The sequence below is a fragment of the Rhodococcus sp. RCBS9 genome, assembly GCF_029457415.1.
Lineage (GTDB): Bacteria > Actinomycetota > Actinomycetes > Mycobacteriales > Mycobacteriaceae > Rhodococcus_F > Rhodococcus_F qingshengii.
The window spans coordinates 4,993,102-5,013,199 of sequence record NZ_CP120422.1 but is presented as its reverse complement, the minus strand read 5'-3'; the positions used below and the strand labels follow the sequence as shown (position 1 = coordinate 5,013,199).

Below are 20,098 nucleotides of genomic sequence, written 5' to 3'. Positions count from 1 at the left end.
GCTGGTGATCATGACCAAGCAAGACAGTGTTGCCCCCGACAAGAGCGCTCAGCGCAGCGAATCGGGCGCGCAGCGCGGCGGCGCCAAGGGTGCGCCCCGCGACACGTCCGCCGTCGGCCTGAACCCGATCAAACGCGACGCCATGGGCGCAGCCATGCGTGTGCTTACCAAGATCACCGGTTCGGAACTGGCCGAGAAGTTCAATCTGCGTCAGACCATCGATCGCGTGACCTACGAGGGCACCAAGACGGGCTTCAAAACCCTGGGTGCCGCCACTCGAGGATTCCAGAAGGTCTCGGGCAACGGCGCACCCAAGCGCCTGCCCGACAACCCGAGCAAGAACGCCGACTACTTCGATCTGACCCCCGACGACGACCAGAAGATGATCGTCGAGACCGTGCGCGAGTTCGCGGCCGAAATCCTGCGTCCCGCAGCGCACGACGCCGACGGCGCAGCGCAGGCACCCGCCGATCTCTCCAAGCGCGCAGCCGAGCTCGGCATCACGCTGATCAATGTTCCCGAAGAACTCGACGGAGCAGCTGCCGATCGCGGCGCAGTCACCAATTCTCTTGTTGCCGAGGCACTTGCGCACGGAGACATGGGGCTTGCACTTCCGATCCTCGCACCCAGCGGCGTTGCGGTCGCACTGACGCAGTGGGGCACCGACGCGCAGCAGAAGACCTACCTTCCGGCCTTCACCGGCGAGCAGGTCCCCGGCGCAGCAGTGGTGGTCAACGAACCACGCGCACTGTTCGATCCGTTTGCCCTGCAGACCAAGGCAGTTCGCTCCCCCAGCGGCTACAAGCTCAACGGCGTCAAGAGCTTGGTGCCCGCCGCGGCTACGTCCGAACTCTTCGTGATCGCCGCAGAACTCGACGGCAAGCCCTCCTTCTTCATCGTCGAATCCGACACCAAGGGACTCGTCGTCGAAGCAGATCCCAGCATGGGTCTGCGCGCCGCAGGCCTGGGTCGCCTGATCCTCACCGATGTCGCTGTGTCGGAGTCCGCACTGCTCGGCGACGGTGACGCCGAGCAGCGCAAGGCCGAATACGCCGACGCGATTCGCCTGGCTCGCCTCGGTTGGGCGTCCATGGCCGTCGGAACCAGCCAGGCAGTTCTCGACTACGTGATTCCGTACGTCAACGAGCGCGAAGCGTTCGGCGAGCCGATCAGCCACCGCCAGGCGGTTGCCTTCATGGTCGCCAACATCGGCATCGAACTCGACGGACTGCGTCTGGTCACGCTTCGGGGCGCTTCACGCGCCGAGCAGGGCTTGTCCTTTGCTCGCGAATCCGCTCTGGCCCGGAAGCTGGCTTCCGAGAAGGGCATGCAGATCGGCCTCGACGGTGTGCAACTCCTCGGTGGACACGGGTTCACCAAGGAACACCCGGTCGAGCGCTGGTACCGCGACCTCCGTGCCATCGGCGTTGCCGAGGGCATCGTCCTCATCTGACGCCGCTGAACTTCCAGGAGAACCACGATGATCAACCTCGAACTTCCCAAGAAGCTCAAAGCATCAGCGAACCAGGCACATCAGGTCGCGGCGCAGATCTTCCGACCCATTTCACGTAAGTACGATCTCGCTGAGCACGAGTATCCCGTCGAGCTCGACACCATGGCCGCCATGGTCGAAGGCCTCTCCGATTCCGGTGGAGACATCGGCGGTGCCAGCGGCGGACGGTCCGACGCGAGCGCCAAGGGTGGCAACGCCAACGGCGGCAACATGTCTGCGCTCCTCAACTCGCTCGAAACGTCTTGGGGCGACGTCGGACTCATGCTCTCGATCCCCTACCAGGGGCTCGGCAACGCCGCGATCGCCGCAGTGTCAACCGACGAACAGCTCGAACGTTTCGGTAAGGTGTGGGCCTCGATGGCCATCACCGAACCGAGTTTCGGTTCCGACTCCGCCGCAGTGACCACCACCGCCGTTCTCGACGGCGACGAGTGGGTTCTCAACGGCGAGAAGATCTTCGTCACCGCCGGTGAGCGTTCGACGCACATCGTCGTGTGGGCGTCGGTCGACAAGTCGAAGGGCCGAGCGGCCATCAAGTCGTTCGTCGTTCCGCGTGACGCACCGGGCCTGAGCGTTGCCCGCCTCGAGCACAAGCTGGGCATCAAGGCCTCCGACACCGCAGTACTCCTGCTCCAGGATTGCCGCATTCCCGCGGACAACATCCTCGGCAGCCCGGAGGTCAACGTGGAGCAGGGCTTTGCCGGCGTCATGCAGACGTTCGACAACACCCGGCCCCTCGTTGCAGCCATGGCAGTCGGCGTCGGACGCGCAGCTCTCGAAGAACTGCGCGGCATCCTGACCGAAGCCGGTGTCGAGATCTCCTACGACACACCGGTCTACAACCAGCATGCAGCTGCAGCCGAGTTCATCCGTTTGGAAGCCGACTGGGAGGCCGCGTACCTGCTGTCTCTGCGCGCGGCGTGGATGGCCGACAACAAGAAGCCGAACTCGCTCGAAGCGTCCATGTCCAAGGCGAAGGCCGGCCGCACCGGCACCGACGTGACGCTCAAGGCAGTCGAGTTGGCCGGCACTTACGGCTACTCGCAGCGCCCGTTGCTCGAGAAGTGGGGCCGCGACTCGAAGATTCTCGACATCTTCGAGGGCACCCAGCAGATCCAGCAGCTGATCGTCGCACGCCGCCTGCTCGGAAAGTCGTCCGCCGAACTGAAGTGACGGTCGCACGGACCAGATCCCGAAACACTCCGCCCCGCCACCTTTCGAGGTGGCGGGGCGGAGTGCTCGGTCGCCATCGTGAAACTTCACCACCGAAACCTGATTGCGCATTAGTGTGTAATCAGTCCTACAACGACGCTCGGAAGAGGTTCACGTATGCCCGGATTGGTCACCAAGGTCACTGACACCATCGGCGCGGCGGGGGTCATGTTCCGAGCCGGACTCGTCCCGTTCCCTCGCCTCGATCGCGGACTCAAATCCATTGCAGCCGTGGACAAGTACGGACCCTTCGCCGGGCCGGTCCATGCACACGCCGAGAACGGCTACGACGCGGTGGCGATCATCGACGAGCGCGGCCCCATCACCTATGCCGAGCTCGAGCGTCAGAGCAACGCGTTGGTCCGGGCGTGGCAGGCCGACGGCATCACCTCCGACTCCGTCATGGGTGCGATGTGCCGTAACCATCGAGGCTTGGTCCTGACCATGCTGGCGGCAGCGAAGAACGGAACGAAGCTCGTTCTCATGAACACGGGCTTCGCTCGGCCCCAACTCGTGGACGTCGCCGCGCGGGAGAAGGTGGTCGCCTTCGTCTACGACGACGAGTTCGCGGACATCGCCGATGCCTTGCCGGACGACGTCGTCGTCTATCGTTCCTGGCCAGAGGGCACGGCCGCTGACGGTTCCACGGCAGCCACTCTCGACGAGGCCATCGCCGGACGCACCACGTCGTCGGTGCCGGCACCCGAGAAGAACGGTGGCTTCGTCCTCCTCACCAGCGGCACAACGGGAACTCCCAAGGGTGCGCCGCGTGGCCACACCTCCCCTCTCGCGTCGGCACAGTTCCTCGACCGCGTGCCGTTGCGCCGCGGACAGACCATGATGATGGCGGCCCCCGCCTTCCACGGAACCGGTGTCTCGCAGTTCGCTCTCGCGTTGGCGCTCGGCCAGACCGTCGTCATGCATCGAAAGTTCGATCCGGAGAACACGATCAAGCTTGTCGCCCAGTACAAGTGCGACAGTCTGGTCGTGGTCCCGACGATGCTCACTCGCATCATCGACCTCGGTCCCGACGTGCTGTCCAAGTACGACACGTCGAACCTGAAGATCATCTTCTCGGCAGGTTCGTCACTCTCGCCCGACCTGTGCAAGCGAGTCACGGCCTCGTTCGGGTACGTCCTCTACAACCTGTACGGATCCACCGAGGTCGCAGTGGCCACGGTCGCGACTCCCGAGGATCTGACCATTGCGCCGGGAACCGCGGGCCGCGCTCCGGTGACCTGTCACGTCGAACTGTTCGACGAGAACAACAAGAAGATCACCACCCCACACACGATCGGCAGGATCTTCGTCGCCAGCGGGCTGAGCTTCGAGGGATACACCGACGGGCGCGACAAGGAACGTATCGACGGACTTCTCTCGACCGGCGACGTCGGACACTTCGACGCCAACGGCCTCCTCTTCGTCGACGGCCGCGACGACGACATGATCGTCTCCGGTGGCGAGAACGTCTACCCGCTCGAAGTCGAGAACCTGCTCGCCGATCGAGAGGACGTCTTGGAAGCGGCAGTCATCGGAGTCGAGGACGCCGACTTCGGGCACCGCCTGCGAGCTTTTGTCGTCGTCGCCCACGGCGCCGACCAGAACTCCGACGAGCTGAAGGATCACGTCCGGTCGAATCTCGCGCGCTACAAGGTTCCCCGCGAGATCGTCTTCATCGACGAACTTCCCCGCAACGCCACCGGAAAGCTGTTGCGCCGCGTCCTGATCGAGATGGAGATCAGCGAAGACTGAGCACAGTCACAAAGCGCTGAGCGTGCGGATCAATTCCGCCTCGTCGACGCGAGTCGAGTGCCCGTCGCGGAGCACGACCTCGCCCGCAACCAACACCGTGTCCACTATCTGACGACTGCCCGTCGTGAGAATGGACGCACCCGGATCTCGCACCGGGAGGCAACCGAAGTCGCGTTCGAACCGAATCATGGTGAGGTCGGCGGGATCGCCCACGGAGATCCCGCCGGACCTGGCCGGCAGACCGAGTGCTGCGTTTGCACCGCCGGATGCGATGTCGATCATGGCTTCGAAGCCGAGCAGGTCGGCACGGCCGCGCGCGGCTCGCTGCACATAGGCGCCGGTGCGCAGCGTCTCGAGCATGTCCTGAGTATCGTTGCTGGCTGCGCCGTCCACACCCAACCCCACCGCGATCCCCGCGTCGAGGAAACTCGGGACGGGCGCGATTCCGCTACCGAGCCGCATGTTGCTGACGGGGTTGTACGACACTCCGACGCCGCGCTCCGCCAGCACCTTCTGACCACGGTCGTCGAGTTCGACGCAGTGGACCGCCAGCACCCGGTCCCACAAGAACCCATGGGAATCCAGGTAGTCGACCGCGTTCATGCCCGCGTGTTCGGTACACATCGTGTTGTCGGTCTGCGTCTCGAGCAGGTGAATCGAGACCGTCAGGTCGCGAGCCTGCGCGAACTCACGCACTTCCGACATCCCCTCCGGGGTCAGCGAACGCGGGTTCGGTACCGCGACTGCCACGTCGACGCGGGAACCTGCGATGTCGCGCATCATCTGATCCGTATGTGCGAGAACGTCTCCGAGTGGTTGCATGAGCCGCGGATCGAAGCCCCACTTCCTCGTCTTGTCCGCCCGGTCTGCGGTTCCGCGTCCCAGTACGGCACGAATCCCGGTGTCGTGCAACGCCCGGATCACGGCATCGTGAACCTCGCTGGACGGATGCGGCCACATGTGTTCGACCAGGGTGGTCGTACCGCTGCGCAATGCCTCCAGCGAGGCTGCGACAGTGGCCGTGTATGCGCGCTCCGGCGTGATCTGAACCGACTCTTCTGCGACCGCGAGTAGCCATTCGAGAAGCGGTGTCCCTTCGGCGATCCCACGCATCAGTGACTGCTGAAGGTGCGTATGGGTGTTGACGAACCCAGGGATCAGATACGCCCCCGATCCGTCCACACTTCCAGGTGTGGCGGTGCCGGTCGACTTCTCGATCGATTCGACCACCCCATTCGAGACGACGACGTCGTGGCCGGTCAGCCATTGCCCGCCGCTGTACAACGTCACGTCCCGGATGATCGCGTCGGTCATGTTCTTGGGCGCGGTAGTCATCGCCAGTTCTCCTGAAAGTGTGTGACGGAACGGATACGGATCAACGCGCGAAGTTCGCGCGTACTCGCTGGTCGATGTAGTCCTCGGCAGTGATCGGCGGGTACTTGCCCGCCGGCCCCTCGATGGTCACGTCGCGGTTCGCCTGAGCGAAGAACGCGAGGCTGTAGCGGGCTCCCCGATAGTCGGTGACTCCGGGACTCTTGACTCGATGAAAATTCGACGGCAGGACGTCATCACTCCATCTCATCAGCATGTCGCCGATGTTGCAGGTGATTGCTTCCTCAGCCGGCACCACCGACGTCCATTCCTGGGTGTCCATCTCCTTGCCCGGGCACAGTTGCAAGCCGCCCTGACCGTCACGCTGGAAAAGCAATGTCAGGCAATCGAAATCGGTGTGTGCTCCGGCACGCCACATCCCTTCGACATCTGCGTCGGCGGCAAGGGGGAAGTAGTGGAGTAGTCGCAGCGTGCTCTGGTAGGTGTCCACCGACGGGTCATGTGCCCTGGTGAAGAAGTCTCGTTCGAATCCCAGCTTCTCGGCGAAGCACGACAACAGGTCCATCGCAATGCCCCAGCACTTGGCTTCGAAGTCCAGGATCGTTTCGCGGAATCCGCCCAATTCGTCTGCAGTGGGCCACAGATCACCCATATGCGGGCGGGTCACCTGATAGGACTCTTTCTGATCAGGTGTTCCGATGGACGGACGCACCTGCGTCATGCTCTCCCAGCCGGAGTTGAAACCCTTCTTGAGCGGATACTGCGCTTTGACCTCGGTGGGCAGTGCAAAGAATCGCTCGGCCGCCGCGAAAGCCTCGCGGACCTGGTCCAGATCGATCCCGTGATTGACGATTTGGAAGAATCCGATGTCGGTCGCTGCCGACCACAACTCCTCGGCGATCTCGCTGCGCCGGTTCTCGAAATCCGAGAGATCGATTCTTCGGACCTCGCGGTCGGTGGTCTCCGTGCCCAGGCCACCCATGCGGGTCTCGCGGTTGAGTTCTGTCATGTCGTACGTCATTTGCTGTCAGCTCCTTCAGCGGATTCCGATGGACCGATCGGTGAACTTGTCGGTGTAGATCTCTTCTGCAGTCAATGACTGCGGTATCGCCGCACCCCCGGCGTTCAGGATGGGCTTCAGTTCTTCGACGGTGTGAGCGACTCGCGTCATGTCGAACGTGCCGACGGATCCGTCCGCCTCGTTCGCGATCAGGCCCTTCTCTTTCAAGAGTTGGGCACTGAACGCTGCTTCACCCTCGGTGTAGGGAGAGAACGACACGTCCTGCGAAACGACGTCGACAATGGCAGCATTCGCCGTATCCGGCGCAGTGATGTAGTCCGCGGTGGCCTGCTGAATGATCGGAACCAGCTTGCTCAAACACGGGGAGAGTGTCTCGACCTTGTCGGCACGAACGGAAACATTGGACGCGTAGATGTCGAAACCCGAATCTTTCAGCAGGTCATAGGAAACCGGCTTGTCCCACGCCGGCGTCTCCTTCTCGTACGTGTACGGTTCCGAATTCGCGAATCCTTGCTGAGCGATGGTCGGGTCACCGACAAATCGCGAGGGAGCTCCGTCGTAGCTCGTGTCGAGCTGAGACTGCTTCAGTAGGCCTTTCGCCACGAGCCACTGCGGAAACAGTTGCTCCTTGGAAACGACGACACTCGCGTCGGACTTGCCGATATCGGCAACACTCGCCCATTCCGGATGAGACTCTTTGTCCCACATGAGGATTGCCGGGCTGTACTTGAGCAATGGCGTGACGGCCACAACGGGCTGACTTGCCGCTGCCGCGATCACCTGATCGCCGTGCACCAAGCCGAGAGTGATCGAATCGTCGACGTACATCTGGGAGCTGACGGATTGGAACCCGATTGCCGGTCCCCCGGCCCGCAAGGTCAAGTCGACTCCGGTGTCCTTCCCTCCGGCGACAAGAGTCCCGCTGACGGACTTGTCGTCGGTGTCGACCGAATAGCCGGGACCAAGCATCTCGAAGAGCGCTCCCATATCCGACTGTGGCTGCCATTGGAGTTGAACCACAACGTTTTCCGGACAGAGACCCGCTAGGTTCTGAGCCTCGGCAGCTGGTTCGAGAGATTCAGCCTTGGCCGTCTCAGCCTCACTGGAGCTGCACGCAGTCAATCCGATGGCTGCACACATGGCCAGTGCCGCGCCGGCCGCTCCCACACTTCTGCGATTGGAATGCACCTTGCGATTTGAATACACAGCGTCTCCTTCGTGAAAACAATTGGGATGTGGGCGAACCAGGAAGGATGATCCGATGTGCACACTCTGCAGCACATGGATTACATGCAATCGACTAGTTGTTTCCATCAGGTAACGCGCGTCAGGATTCTCGCTTCACCTGCAATGTCACCTCACCTTTACATTCAGCAATCTAGGCGACATACATGCAATTCAAGATGGTTCATACATCTTGAAGAACTTTTGCATGCATTATTGAACCGGAGGCTCAGATGGAACTCGCGAACACGATGCAGGATGCCGACGCTCGCAAGCTCACCGCACCGATGCAGATGGTCTTTTCCGATGTCGTCAAGAAGTTCGATACCGGAACTGTCGCGCTGGACGGCATCGATCTGAACGTGGAGCGAGGAGACTTCGTCGCCGTGGTCGGACCCTCCGGCTGCGGCAAGTCGACTTTGTTGCGCATGGCGGCCGGCCTCGAGCGACCGACCAGCGGCGCGGTTGCCCTCGACACCGAATCAGTTGGCTTCATCTTCCAGGAGCCGACTCTCCTCCCCTGGCGAACCGTGCAGGCCAACGTCGAATTGTCCGCCGAACTCGGTGGCGGCGACAAAGCAGCCCGAAAATTGCGCGCCGACGAGGCAATTCGCGCAGTGGGACTGGCGGACTTCGCGAAACAACTGCCCAACGCGTTGTCGGGCGGAATGAAGATGCGCGTCTCGTTGGCGCGTGCGCTCACCCTCGCACCTGCTGTGATGCTGCTCGACGAACCTTTCGGTGCTCTCGACGAGATGACACGACTGGAGATGCAGGTAGAGCTGCAAAGGCTCTACACCGACAAGGGTTTCACCTCGATGTTCATCACGCACTCGGTATCCGAGGCCGTGTACCTCGCAAACAAGGTGGTCGTCATGACCGCCCGGCCCGGACGAATCCATTCGGTCGTGGACATCGATTTCCCCTACCCGCGTAGCCCGGAACTGCGCTACGACGCCCGATACACCGAACACGTCGCCGAGATCTCGGCCAGTCTCCATGGGAGCTCACGATGACCGAAGTCCTTGCAGTGCAACAGGGCACCACCGCACGCAATTCCGCCGTTCGCACTGATTCTGCGACCGCTGCGCGAGCACAGTCACAGCCCGGACGGCCCTCTCGAATGAGAGCGCTCGGCACCTTCCTGCTCTATCCGCTGCTCTCACTTGCCGGCGCGGTCGCAGCGTGGTCGATCGTCAGCTACCTCGTTCTCTCCCCGGAACGTCGATTTCTCCTTCCGCCGCCGAGTCAAGTACTGACAAAGTCGCTACTCGACTGGAAGCACCTCTCGCCCATGCTCGAAGCCCTCGCAGTGACGGCACAGGTAGCACTGGTCGGCTTCGTCGTCGCGGTGGCAGTCGGCGTCGGAACCGGCGTGCTGATGAGCCAGGCCAAGTGGATCGAGCGGATCGTCTATCCCTATGCCGTTGTGCTGCAGGTCATTCCCATCCTAGCCATCGTCCCCCTCATCGGGCTCTGGTTCGGCTACGGCATGACCGCGCGCACCCTGGTGTGCGTTCTCATCGCAGCCTTCCCGATCATCACCAACACACACTTCGGATTGCAATCGGTCGATCGCGGACTGCACGAACTCTTCACCCTCGGCCGCGCCTCGCGTTGGGATCGACTTGTGAAACTCGAACTGCGAGCGGCAATGCCGGCCATTCTCACCGGCATCCGCACCGCCTCCGGCCTTGTTGTCGTCGGTGCCATCATCGGCGACATGTTCTTCGCCAAAGGACAACCCGGTATCGGGACCCTGCTCGACGTCTACCGAAGCCGCCTTCAGTCCGAGGATCTGATCGCCGCGATCGTGATCGCGTCGGTGTTCGGTGTCCTCGTCTTCTCTGCCTTTGGATTCCTCTCACGTGCGCTCGTCGGTAAGTGGCACACGTCCGGCCGCAAGGACTTTAAATGACCCACGAAACTCCTGTCTTCGAAATCCCTACGATCGATATCAGCCCGTACCTCCGCGGCGAGGCAGCGGTTGCAAACGCCACCAACAGCACTGCCTGTGCGGAAGTGGCAGCTCAACTCGATCGCGCGTGCCGGGAGGTCGGATTCATACAGATTGTCGGACACAGCATTCCACGATCGGCGACCGAAGGACTGGCCGACGCTCTCGACGAGTTCTTTGCTCTCCCACTGACGGTGAAGAACAACTATCGCCGTCCCTCGTCCGAGAACCGCGGCTACTCACCACCGAAATCGGAATCACTCAGCATGAGCCTGGGCGTCGCCGCTGCGAACCAGATGAACGATTTCTACGAAGCAATAGTCGTGGGCACAGAGGTGAGCGACTATCCGGGCGTCGACCTACCCGAGTCCAGCTACGCCGCCAACACCTGGCCCGTGGCCGCGCCCGGATTCCGACCGGCAATCGAAGAGTATTTCCGTCATGCCCAGGGCTTGGCACGAATCCTGATGTGCGCCTTTACCGACGCTCTCGGATTGCAGCCCGGGTACTTCGATTCGATGCTCGACCATTCGATCGACGCGATGAAGATGAACAACTACGCACTGCCCGAGGGCGAGATCCGCATCTCCGGCGACATGACGGGAATGGGCGCTCACACCGACTTCGGAATCTTGACCATCCTGTGGGCAGATCAAGTTCCGGGCCTTCAAGTTCTGAGTGCCGACGGCGTATGGCACGACGTCCAACCTGCCGACGGCGCACTCTTGATCAACCTCGGCGACGCGATGGCACGCTGGACGAACGACCGATGGCGCTCGACAGTGCACCGAGTCGACCCACCTATCGTCGATGGTCAGATCATCCGACGTCGCTCTGCCGCATTCTTTTTCGACGGGAACTACGACGCCGTCATCGAAGCACTGCCAGGGACTCTCACACCGGGCGAAGTGGGATACCCGCCGATCACGATCGCTGAGAACATCGCGGCCAAAGTGGCCGGACTGAAAGGCGCGACGGCGCCCGACGTCGACAGTCGCAGCGCTGACCGGGTGCGCGCCGCTGGATAGCGCTCCCGGGTACCGTCGACATCGTGCAGGATCGAAGTGAGGACAAGATGACCACCACCGAACGAGCTTTACTCACCGAGTCCGTGCACGAGACGCTTCGCGAACTGATCTTTTCGGGCGAGCTGGCGCCGGGGACACCACTGAGTGTTCCCGCGCTGGCGAGCAAGCTCAATGTCAGTCGAACGCCGGTCCGCGAGGCCGTGCAGCAGTTGATCTACGAGGGCATCGCCGTCCACACACGGAATGCGGGTGCAAAAGTCGATTCGCTGGACGCGGAGTCTCTGCGCGCGGTCTTCGAGGTGCGTGAGGTACTCGACGGTCTCGCGGCGTTCAACGCGACGGCCAATGCCACGCACGAAACCGTGTCACAGCTGAACAAGATGGTGCAGGTGCAACGCGAACTTCTCGAGAGCCCGCCGGATCAGCGTCGGGATTCGAAGCTCGACCTCGAGTTCCACACCTTGATTCGTGAGACTGCATGCAATCACCCGCTCAGCGAAGCCCTGCATCGTCTGGACGGACAGTCACATCTCTACCGTTCGGACATGTGGAGCCTCGAGCTCAATCGGCGGATCGCTGTCACCGAGCACGCACGTATAGTCGCGGCCATCGAATCGGGTGACGCCTTGGGGGCGAGGACTGCCGCGAGCGCACACGTAGCCGGGCTACTCGTCCGAACAACCCGGACCTGAAGCTTTACCGAAATGACGGAAACAGCGTGTCAGGCCAGGTGATGTCGCCGTCGTTCTCGTCCACGAACGTACCGACACAGTCTCGCTCCAAAGCGCTGATCGCTCCCGAGATGACCTCTGGATGCTCGAGCTCGGTGAGATGGTCTCCTCCGGTTCCGGCCCCGGGAACGCCATCGACGTACACCCGGCACTGGCCCCCGTCCAACCGACCGTCCGCCCACTCGCCCGAACTCTGCACCACCGAATAGTAGGCAGATCCAGGAGTGTCCTCACCGGCATTGAGCTTGGTGAGAACTTCGGAGAACATGCAGGTGTCGTAACCGTCGGCAGGGCCTTGTACGCAGCCACCGGGGCTACCGTACTGCGGCGCACCGATGGCGACGAATGAATCCACTACTTCGGAGCCACCGAGGAACTTCGCGTAGTACCGGGAGCTCAGTCCACCCGCACTGTGCGCGATCACCCCGACGGAGTCAGCGCCGGCAGCGTAGGAGCGAATCGAATCGGCAATCAGCTCGGCGTCGGCCGCAATCATCTTGCCGGGTGCGTCGACGAAGTGTGTCTCGTAGCCCGCAGCGCTCAGTGCCTTGTCGAGGGCGCGGTAGGTCGCCTGGTGCGTTTCTCCCGAGTTGTAGAGCTGCTGCCCCGGAACGATGAAGACCACGCGCTTCGCATCGGTGATCCGCCCACCGGCGGCAGCGCTTCCTGCCGAGAACGCCAGAGCGGTGGTCACCAGCGAAGTAGTCACCGCCATCGCCAAGAGAATCTTCGAGAGTCGCACGTCGCCACCCTACGACGGCTGCGCACAAAAAAGGACCGCCGCACTGGAATCCAGTGCGGCGGTCCTTTTCTAGTAGCGGGGACAGGATTTGAACCTGCGACCTCTGGGTTATGAGCCCAGCGAGCTACCGAGCTGCTCCACCCCGCGATGCATGGACAAAGTTACACGAGCAGGTGAACGGAACGCAAATCGCCTGCGCTGGAGCGAAATACACGCCTGAAAGTCGAAGAATCGGGTGACTGGGTTCACAAAATGCCCGTGAGCATCAACACATAACAAGCATGTAACGAACGTACGTCGAAACGGCATCGGAAAGGCTCTACCAGCACAAACGCTAAAATTTTGGGTCGAGAGCAGACCAGACAGTCCGGAAAATTGCGAATCGACCCTCGTTCGACGCTCCCGTACGGTCGGTCCCGGCCCGAATCAACCGGGCGAACGCCGACCCGCCGCTGCTCCACTCTGCCCCGCGGGATCGGAACCCCCGAAACCTTCGAGGGGCAGAGACACGGAGAGACAAGCGCCCGGGAAAGTCAGCATCATCGCCGACCCGCAGGCCCGCCGATGTCAGCAAGCGCGGAGAGGATTTACCCCGACATGACGTACACCAGCATCAGCAAGCGTGCATTCGGCACATTGGCAGTAGCCGGCGCACTTGTCGCAGTGCCCCTCACCATGAGCACCGGCACCGCTTCCGCAGCCACCCACAACTGGGACGGCGTCGCACAGTGCGAGAGCGGTGGCGACTGGAACATCAACACCGGAAACGGCTACTACGGCGGCCTGCAGTTCTCGCAGAGCACCTGGACCGCCAACGGTGGCACCGGCTCGCCCGCCAACGCTTCCAAGGAAGAGCAGATCCGCGTCGCCGAGAACACCCTGCAGAGCCAGGGCCCCGGCGCATGGCCCGTCTGCGGCCAGCGTCTGACCGTCGCGAGCGAGCCTGCAGTCGAAGAAGCTCCCGCCGCAGCGCCGGCTCCCGTCGCCGAGGCACCCGCAGTTGCTCCCGCCATCGAGATCCCGGCCGAGCTCAAGCCCGCCGCACAGCAGGCTTACGACACCGCTCGTGACCTCGCCGGCCAGTACGGCTTCGCCGCACAGTTCCAGCAGCTCTCCGATGCCAACGCACCGATCGTTGCAGCACTGCGCTGATTCAGCTCGTACAGCTTCACCTGAGCACAAGAAGGCCCACCATCCGATCGGATGGTGGGCCTTCTGCTATTCATGAACTGACGCCGCTTACCTCGGCAGCGCCTGGTACGCGTCAACAGCCTTCTGCAGGCGGTCGAGCGCAGCACCGTAGCTGGTGAAGTCACCGCTCTGTTGCGCCGACTTCAATGCCGCCATTGCCGAATTGACCTCGGCCAGCGCCTTCGTGACGTCATCCGAAGAAGCCGGCGGGGCCGGTGCCGTCTGAGTTGTCGGCGTTTCCGGTTGCGCTCCGGTATCCGGATCGGGTGCCGGCTGGGTGACCGTCGCTGCCGAACCTGCGCCCGGCCAAATCTGACTGATCGCCTCGGAGACGGTCGGTGCATAACCGATCCGAATGCCGTTGGTGTCGCTGAAGCTCACCAATACACGCGCCAACTGAGGGAACGCGTTCTGCGAGTTTCGCTGCGAGTACAAAGGCTCGACATAGAGGATTCCGCCCTCGGCAATCGGCAGAGTCAGCAAGTTTCCGTACTGAATCTTGTTCGACTGCTTGAGCAGTGACACTTCCGAAGCAACACGCGAATCCGACGTCATCGCAGACTGAGCCTGCTGTGGACCCTGAGTCTGCGTATCGGTCGGCAACTGCAGCACCGTGAACTTGCCGTAGTTCTCCTTGTCGTTCGCCACCGAGATGTAGGCCGACAGCAACTCACGACTGAACCCGACCATCGGACTGGTCAGACGGAAATCCGCCTTCGCGGTGTCCTTGTCGCCCACCAGCACGTAGTACGGCGGCTGGTTGGCCGACGTGTCGATCGTCGGATCGCTCGGAACCGACCAGAACGCGTTGTTGGTGAAGAACTCACTCGGATCGTCGACGTGGTACTTCGCCAGCATCTCTCGCTGAACCTTGAACATGTCTTCCGGGTAGCGGAAGTGTGCCTGCAAGTCGTCCGAGATTTCGCTCTTCGGCTTCACCGTGTTCGGGAAGACCCCCATCCACGCCTTCAGAACCGGATCCTGCTCGTCGACCTGGTACAGCGTGACAGTGCCGTCGTAGGCATCGACCGTGGCCTTCACTGAGTTACGGATGTACGAGAACTCCTGGCGCGGAATGAGGCGCCCGGTCGTCTGGTCGATACTGTCCTCGACCAACCCGTCGAGCGAACTGCGCTGCGCGTACGGGTAATCCTGGGCCGTGGTGTAGCCGTCGATGATCCACTGCATCTTGCCGTCGACCACTGCGGGGTAAGCAGCGCCGTCGGTCGTCAGCCAAGGCGCGACCTCCTCGACCCTTTCCTTCGGATCACGCTTGAAGATGATCTTCGAGTTCGAGCCGATTGCACTCGAGAACAGGATGTTGCGCTCGGTGTACTTCGCCGCGAATGCAAGACGGTTGAACCAGTTGCCGATCGAAACGCCACCCGAACCTGTGTAGGTGTACTTCGAGGTGTCGGTGTCGTACTCCCGCGGTCCCTCACCGTCGACGGAACCGACGATCGAGTAATCGGCGTCCGACTGACTGATCACCTCGCCGTAGTACGAACGAGGATTGTCCACCTTGAGATTCTCGTTCTCGGGCGTGGTCGTCAGGTCGCTCACCGAGTAGATCGGGTAGCCACCGGTGTTGTTCTGACTGTCGCCCTGCACGGCCGTGACTTCGTTGGCCTGGGCGGCGACGAAACCGTTGCCGTGCGTGTAGACCGTGTGCTTGTTGATCCAGTCCGTCTGGTTGCCGGAAAGGTTGTTCGGCGACAGCTCACGCGCGGCGACAACGAAGTCACGCAACTGGCCGTCTTGTTCGTAACGGTCGACGTTGAGCGTCTGCGGGAACCCGTAGAAGTTCTTGAGCTGACGCTGAGCGGTGAACGTCGGCGACAGAATGGTCGGATCCAACAGGCGTGTGTTCGCGATCGTGGTCCGGTCTGCCGGAACGTCCTGGGGCTGCTTGGTGCCAATTCCCGGATAGTCGACGTAGTCGACGTTTTCTTCCGTGATCCCGTACGCCTGACGGGTCGCTTCGATGTTTCGTTCGATGTACGTGCTCTCCTTCTGCGCCGCATTGGGCTTGACGGAGAACTGCTCGACGATCATCGGGTAGACGGCACCGACGAGGACCGACGAAAGAACCAGTAGAGCGACTGCCATGGCCGGTATCCGAAGATCCCGCGTGAAGATCGAGGCGAAGAACGCCAAGGCGCAGATGACCGCAATGGACAACAGAATGAGCTTCGCAGGCAGAACCGCATTGATGTCGGTGAAGCCCGGGCCGGTGAACGTCGGTTCCTTACGACTACTCGACATCAACGAGTACCGATCAAACCAGTACGCCACCGCCTTGAGAAGCACAAAGGTGCCGGCGATGACAGCCAGCTGAATACGAGCGGCCGTGGTGAACGTCCCATTGCGCCCGGCCAACTTGATCCCACCGAAAACGTAGTGGGTGACCAGGTTTGCCACGAAGGCAAGCAGAATCGAGACGAACAACCAATTCAGAACGAAACGGTAGAACGGCAGATCGAACGTGTAGAAGCCGACGTCCAAGTTGAACTGCGGATCGGTGATCCCGAAAGCCTGGCCGTTGAGGAACAACTGGATAGTGACCCAGTTGGCCTGTGCGATGAGACCGGACAGGATGCCGATCGCTACCGGAATGATCACGCCGAAAAGACGAAGACGCGACATGACGGTGGTGCGGTAGCGCGCGATCGGATCATTGGGTCCGGAGACCGGGACGAACACCGGGCGTGCGCGGTACGCGAGAAGCATCGCGAGCCACACGATGGCGCCGACGACAATTCCGACGACCAGGAAGAGCACGAATCGCGTCAACAGAACCTTGGTGAAGACACCGCGGAAGCCGACTTCGCCGAACCACAACCAGTCCGTGTACATGCCGATCAGTCGCGGCCCCACGAGCAGCAAGGCCGCCACTACGACAGCCACCACCAACAAGATTCGACTGCGTCTGGACAGAGAGGGTAAACCTGCGGGGGGCCGCATGCCCACGTGCCACGCTCCAAGATTTGGCGACGCCGTGGCGTCGCAACCGATTGCATCGATCACTGCGGCCACGCCCGAGTGGACTTGGCCGTTTCCGACCACTCTACGTAACAACGGTCACGGGTTGACAACACGGAGAGCGGGGAGCCGGACAGAAGGTGGGAGGATGAACGTGTGAGTGAAGAGAATATGAGCAGATCACCGAGTGCCCTCGCCCGGTGCGTTCATGAAGTTGTCGACCACATCGACGCCGAAGGCTGGGATCAGCCGCCGAAGCTGTACGCGTTGGTACCCACCGAAATGCTCGCCGCGGCCGAACCCGGACTGCTCGACCAACTCGCCGAGGGCGCCGAATACACACCGATCGAACAGGAATCGCTTCCCGAGGACATCATCGGCGGTTCACGGGCACTCGACGAGTTCCTGGCGACGACGCATTGGCCCGAGTCCGTGCAGGGTTGCATCCTGGTGCAGGAGATCGTCGTCCTGCCGCCCGAGGCGGAATCGGATCTCGACCACGCCACGGCGCCGGTGTTGACCGATCAGCACGCGGCGGACGAGGTCGCGCGGCTGACGGCCAACGCGCATCCCGATCGACGCGAGGCTCGACTGTTCGTCGGCGTGCTCCGTGACGGTCCCTCGCTGTCGCTCCTACAGATGCGTCCCGACGAGGATGCGGATCCGTACGGTGACTTGGAACTGCTCACCTACGACGGTCTTGCACCTCACCTCGTGCACGCCCTGTACGCGACGCTCGACGAGGTCGAAGAAGACTGACAGAGTCGTCGGCGGCCAGGCAGCTTTCAGCAGCGGGGTGCGTCGCCACCCGTGTTGAGGCTCTCGAGTGAGTCCACTGCGCCGGGCAGGTTGTCGACCTTGACGAGTCGAAGCCCGTCCGGCGCATTCTGTTTCGCCTCGTCACAGTTCTGGGCCGGCACGAGGAAGGTCTCAGCACCGGCTTCGGACGCGGCGATCAACTTGTACCTGATGCCGCCGATCGGACCGACCTCGCCGTCGGAGTCGATGGTGCCCGTTCCGGCCACGAACTTTCCACCGTTGAGCTCCCCCGGAGTCAGCTTGTCGACCAAGGCCAGTGTGAACATCAGTCCGGCAGAAGGACCGCCGATGTCGGCGAGATTGAACTGCACGGTGAAGGGAACGTCCGGGACCTCGTTGGGTGTGACGCCGAGGTAACCCGATTCGGGCTTGTTGGGCCGCGCCCCGACGGTGACCGGCACCACGGTCTCCACACCCTCACGTAGGACGGTGACGTCGATCGCGGTGCCGGGCGCGATCGCACCGACCGTGTCCTGAACGCCGGTGATGGTGGTTACCGGAGTGTCGCCGATCTTGACCAGGACGTCGCCTTCTTGCAGGGCACCCGCAGCGGGACCGTCCGGGGTCACCTTCGAAACAGTCAGTGACACCGGCTTGCCGAGAAAGTGCAGTGCCGCCAACTCGGCACTGTCCTCGGACTGCTGGAAGTCGGCGGTGTTGGCCTGCTGAATCTCTTCCTTCGACTTCTCGGGTGGATAGATCTCCGAGCGAGGGACGAGTCCGTTGCTGCCACTCGCCCACAGTCCGAACGCTTCGAAGATGTTGAGGCCGTCGCGAACCGACACCGTTGTCATGTTGAGGTTGCCGTCGGTGGGATCGACCTCGGTCCCCTGGATGTCCACGACGGGCTTACCGTCGACGTCGCCGAGCGTGTTGAAGGTGGGGCCAGGACCGAGTGCGACATAAGGAACAGTGACCATTGTTCCGACGACTCCCAACACGACGATGGGTGCGAGTGCGGCCAAAAGCGTCACTATCCGTCGATTCACCTGATCCAGAGTAAAGCGCGAAGGCTCCGGAGCACCGATCGCACCGCCTGAGCGCCGTGCGTGTTCGCCGTCAGCGTGACTCGGAGGGCGACTCCGACCGCTCGAGCCTTGTACCGTTGAGGTATGAGCAATATGCCGTTCGGCTTCTCCAACTCCGACGACGATCCCGATCGCGACAAGAACGCGGCGGGTGGCAATCCGTTCGGGGGTGGTGACATGCCGTTCGGGTTCGGCGCGGGCGGTGAGGGATTCGATCCGGCTCAGCTCGGCCAGATGCTCACCCAGTTCGGGCAGATGCTGAGCGGAATGGGCTCGTCGATGGGCCAGGGCGGTACGTCCGGCCCGGTCAACTACGACATCGCCAAGAAGCTGGCACGCCAACAGATCGGATCGGTCACACCGATCACCGAGGGCAACGTCAAGGCGATCGCCGACGCCGCGCACCTGGCCGAGATGTGGCTGGACGCCGCGACAACGCTCCCTGCCGGAGCGAGCCGCACTCTTGCGTGGACTCCGAACGACTGGCTCGACAACACGATCGACACGTGGAAGCGACTCTGTGATCCGGTGGCCGAGAAGGTAGCGGGCATGTGGGTCCAGGGGCTTCCGGCCGAAGCACAGCAGATGGCTGGCCCGATGCTGGGCATGCTCGGCCAGATGGGCGGACTCGCGTTCGGCTCGCAATTGGGCCAGGCACTCGGCCAACTGTCCACCGAGGTGCTCTCCTCCACTGACATCGGCCTGCCCCTCGGCCCCGAAGGCACCGCGGCCCTTCTCCCGGCTGCGGTTCAGGCTTTCAGTGAGGGTCTCGAACAGCCGCATCAGGAAGTTCTGGTTTTCCTCGCCGCGCGGGAAGCCGCTCATCAGCGCCTTTACAGTCACGTTCCGTGGCTGCGCCAGCGTGTTCTCGCGACAGTGGAGGAATACGCCCGCGGAATCACCATGGACTTCTCGGCGATGGAAGAATTCGCCAAAGACCTCGATCCATCCGCTCTCACCGATCCGAGCAAGCTCGAAGCGCTGATGCAGCAGGGCACGTTCGAGCCGCAGAACACACCGGAGCAGAAAGCCGCTCTCGAACGTCTCGAGACTCTGCTTGCGCTGGTCGAGGGTTGGGTGGAGACGGTCGTCACCGCCGCACTCGGCGAGCGACTGCCTGGTGTTGCCGCGATGAGTGAGACGTTGCGGCGTCGCCGCGCTACCGGCGGCCCCGCCGAACAGACCTTTGCGACGCTGGTCGGACTAGAACTTCGTCCTCGCAAGGTCCGCGAAGCGGCCGGGTTGTGGCAGAAGCTCACTGCGGAAGCCGGTATGGACGTTCGCGACGGCGTCTGGTCGCATCCCGACCTGATGCCCGATTCGAGCGATCTCGACGCACCGGACGGATTTGTCGCCCGTGTCCTCGGCGCCGGCGAAGCCGGTAATTTCGACGACCCGATAGCCCAGCTCGAAGCCGTCGAGGCAAAAGAGCGTGCGGCCGAGGAAGCGATGGACAAGACCCGCGAGGACGACGAAGAGAAGTAATCTCTTCTCGACACATTTTCGCAGATCAGCCGCGATGACGGCCTGTGGATAACTGCCGCTGACGTGGACTCGCCGAGGGCC

At 62.3% G+C, this 20,098-nt stretch carries 16 protein-coding genes and 1 tRNA gene; 10 read left to right on the top strand and 7 right to left on the bottom strand.

Features of this window, described 5'->3' with window-relative positions; translation table 11 throughout:
- Positions 1 to 4 precede the first annotated feature (4 nt).
- From P0M12_RS23485 to P0M12_RS23475, 3 genes are all read left to right on the top strand, one after another.
- Positions 5 to 1,453 (top strand): acyl-CoA dehydrogenase family protein, encoded by a 1,449-nt coding sequence (locus P0M12_RS23485; RefSeq protein WP_003942317.1) that lies wholly within the window; start codon positions 5 to 7, stop codon positions 1,451 to 1,453.
- Positions 1,454 to 1,480: 27 nt separating this feature from the next.
- Positions 1,481 to 2,686, top strand: coding sequence for an acyl-CoA dehydrogenase family protein (locus P0M12_RS23480; RefSeq protein WP_003942363.1), 1,206 nt, complete (start codon positions 1,481 to 1,483; stop codon positions 2,684 to 2,686).
- Positions 2,687 to 2,842: 156 nt separating this feature from the next.
- A complete protein-coding gene (locus P0M12_RS23475) occupies positions 2,843 to 4,477 on the top strand; it encodes an acyl-CoA synthetase (protein ID WP_003942348.1) in 1,635 nt (544 codons plus the stop codon).
- 6 nt (positions 4,478 to 4,483) lie between these two features.
- Here the strand turns inward: P0M12_RS23475 and P0M12_RS23470 are convergent, their stop codons facing one another.
- Genes P0M12_RS23470 through P0M12_RS23460 form a run of 3 tightly spaced genes read right to left on the bottom strand, consistent with a single transcriptional unit; the run spans position 4,484 to position 8,036 of the window.
- Positions 4,484 to 5,812, bottom strand: coding sequence for an amidohydrolase family protein (locus P0M12_RS23470; RefSeq protein ID WP_047271661.1), 1,329 nt, complete (start codon positions 5,810 to 5,812; stop codon positions 4,484 to 4,486).
- Between the two features lie 40 nt (positions 5,813 to 5,852).
- Complete coding sequence (locus P0M12_RS23465; protein WP_003942293.1) at positions 5,853 to 6,830, bottom strand: 2-oxoglutarate and iron-dependent oxygenase domain-containing protein; 978 nt, start codon at positions 6,828 to 6,830, stop codon at positions 5,853 to 5,855.
- A 15-nt stretch (positions 6,831 to 6,845) separates the two neighbouring features.
- Positions 6,846 to 8,036 (bottom strand): hypothetical protein, encoded by a 1,191-nt coding sequence (locus P0M12_RS23460; RefSeq protein WP_007731279.1) that lies wholly within the window; start codon positions 8,034 to 8,036, stop codon positions 6,846 to 6,848.
- Between the two features lie 251 nt (positions 8,037 to 8,287).
- On the opposite strand from P0M12_RS23460, the gene P0M12_RS23455 reads away from it, so the two are divergent.
- From P0M12_RS23455 to P0M12_RS23440, 4 genes are read left to right on the top strand one after another with little or no spacing between them, the layout of a single operon-like run.
- On the top strand, positions 8,288 to 9,070 hold the full coding sequence (locus P0M12_RS23455; RefSeq protein WP_003942349.1) for an ABC transporter ATP-binding protein: 783 nt from the start codon (positions 8,288 to 8,290) through the stop codon (positions 9,068 to 9,070).
- Positions 9,067 to 9,972 carry an ABC transporter permease gene (locus P0M12_RS23450; RefSeq protein WP_277376895.1) on the top strand — a complete coding sequence of 302 codons (906 nt, stop codon included), beginning with the start codon at positions 9,067 to 9,069 and terminating at the stop codon, positions 9,970 to 9,972. Before P0M12_RS23455 ends, P0M12_RS23450 begins: the two co-directional genes overlap by 4 nt.
- On the top strand, positions 9,969 to 11,039 hold the full coding sequence (locus P0M12_RS23445; protein WP_030534989.1) for a 2-oxoglutarate and iron-dependent oxygenase domain-containing protein: 1,071 nt from the start codon (positions 9,969 to 9,971) through the stop codon (positions 11,037 to 11,039). Before P0M12_RS23450 ends, P0M12_RS23445 begins: the two co-directional genes overlap by 4 nt.
- Before the next feature lie 47 nt (positions 11,040 to 11,086).
- On the top strand, positions 11,087 to 11,731 hold the full coding sequence (locus P0M12_RS23440) for a GntR family transcriptional regulator (protein WP_007731273.1): 645 nt from the start codon (positions 11,087 to 11,089) through the stop codon (positions 11,729 to 11,731).
- A 4-nt stretch (positions 11,732 to 11,735) separates the two neighbouring features.
- Here P0M12_RS23440 and P0M12_RS23435 read toward each other — a convergent pair whose 3' ends face one another.
- Together P0M12_RS23435 and P0M12_RS23430 are read right to left on the bottom strand one after the other, a co-directional pair.
- A complete protein-coding gene (locus P0M12_RS23435; RefSeq protein ID WP_277376894.1) occupies positions 11,736 to 12,512 on the bottom strand; it encodes a lipase in 777 nt (258 codons plus the stop codon).
- A 73-nt stretch (positions 12,513 to 12,585) separates the two neighbouring features.
- Positions 12,586 to 12,659: transfer RNA gene (locus P0M12_RS23430), tRNA-Met, on the bottom strand.
- Between the two features lie 450 nt (positions 12,660 to 13,109).
- On the opposite strand from P0M12_RS23430, the gene P0M12_RS23425 reads away from it, so the two are divergent.
- Complete coding sequence (locus P0M12_RS23425; RefSeq protein ID WP_003942299.1) at positions 13,110 to 13,664, top strand: transglycosylase family protein; 555 nt, start codon at positions 13,110 to 13,112, stop codon at positions 13,662 to 13,664.
- Between the two features lie 87 nt (positions 13,665 to 13,751).
- On the opposite strand, the gene P0M12_RS23420 is transcribed toward P0M12_RS23425, so the two are convergent.
- Positions 13,752 to 16,667, bottom strand: a complete 2,916-nt coding sequence (locus P0M12_RS23420; RefSeq protein ID WP_256082503.1) for a UPF0182 family protein — start codon at positions 16,665 to 16,667, stop codon at positions 13,752 to 13,754.
- 189 nt (positions 16,668 to 16,856) lie between these two features.
- Between P0M12_RS23420 and P0M12_RS23415 the strand changes: the two genes are divergently transcribed.
- The gene (locus P0M12_RS23415; RefSeq protein ID WP_007731266.1) at positions 16,857 to 17,444 is read left to right on the top strand and encodes a PPA1309 family protein; all 588 of its coding nucleotides are present in this window, start codon (positions 16,857 to 16,859) and stop codon (positions 17,442 to 17,444) included.
- A 26-nt stretch (positions 17,445 to 17,470) separates the two neighbouring features.
- On the opposite strand, the gene P0M12_RS23410 is transcribed toward P0M12_RS23415, so the two are convergent.
- A complete protein-coding gene (locus P0M12_RS23410) occupies positions 17,471 to 18,493 on the bottom strand; it encodes a PDZ domain-containing protein (RefSeq protein WP_058226487.1) in 1,023 nt (340 codons plus the stop codon).
- 123 nt (positions 18,494 to 18,616) lie between these two features.
- Here P0M12_RS23410 and P0M12_RS23405 point away from each other — a divergent pair, with 123 nt between their 5' ends.
- On the top strand, positions 18,617 to 20,017 hold the full coding sequence (locus P0M12_RS23405; protein WP_047271667.1) for a zinc-dependent metalloprotease: 1,401 nt from the start codon (positions 18,617 to 18,619) through the stop codon (positions 20,015 to 20,017).
- Positions 20,018 to 20,098 lie beyond the last annotated feature (81 nt).

What these genes read in the sequence shown, in the direction of transcription:
- P0M12_RS23440 (WP_007731273.1), top strand. Translation starts at nt 11,087, where the DNA reads ATGACCACCACCGAACGAGCTTTACTCACCGAGTCCGTGCACGAGACG.
- P0M12_RS23415 (WP_007731266.1), top strand. Translation starts at nt 16,857, where the DNA reads ATGAGCAGATCACCGAGTGCCCTCGCCCGGTGCGTTCATGAAGTTGTC.
- P0M12_RS23470 (WP_047271661.1), bottom strand. Translation starts at nt 5,812, where the DNA reads ATGACTACCGCGCCCAAGAACATGACCGACGCGATCATCCGGGACGTG.
- P0M12_RS23420 (WP_256082503.1), bottom strand. Translation starts at nt 16,667, where the DNA reads ATGCGGCCCCCCGCAGGTTTACCCTCTCTGTCCAGACGCAGTCGAATC.
- P0M12_RS23465 (WP_003942293.1), bottom strand. Translation starts at nt 6,830, where the DNA reads ATGACGTACGACATGACAGAACTCAACCGCGAGACCCGCATGGGTGGC.
- P0M12_RS23405 (WP_047271667.1), top strand. Translation starts at nt 18,617, where the DNA reads ATGAGCAATATGCCGTTCGGCTTCTCCAACTCCGACGACGATCCCGAT.
- P0M12_RS23455 (WP_003942349.1), top strand. Translation starts at nt 8,288, where the DNA reads ATGGAACTCGCGAACACGATGCAGGATGCCGACGCTCGCAAGCTCACC.
- P0M12_RS23475 (WP_003942348.1), top strand. Translation starts at nt 2,843, where the DNA reads ATGCCCGGATTGGTCACCAAGGTCACTGACACCATCGGCGCGGCGGGG.
- P0M12_RS23480 (WP_003942363.1), top strand. Translation starts at nt 1,481, where the DNA reads ATGATCAACCTCGAACTTCCCAAGAAGCTCAAAGCATCAGCGAACCAG.
- P0M12_RS23445 (WP_030534989.1), top strand. Translation starts at nt 9,969, where the DNA reads ATGACCCACGAAACTCCTGTCTTCGAAATCCCTACGATCGATATCAGC.
- P0M12_RS23450 (WP_277376895.1), top strand. Translation starts at nt 9,067, where the DNA reads ATGACCGAAGTCCTTGCAGTGCAACAGGGCACCACCGCACGCAATTCC.
- P0M12_RS23425 (WP_003942299.1), top strand. Translation starts at nt 13,110, where the DNA reads ATGACGTACACCAGCATCAGCAAGCGTGCATTCGGCACATTGGCAGTA.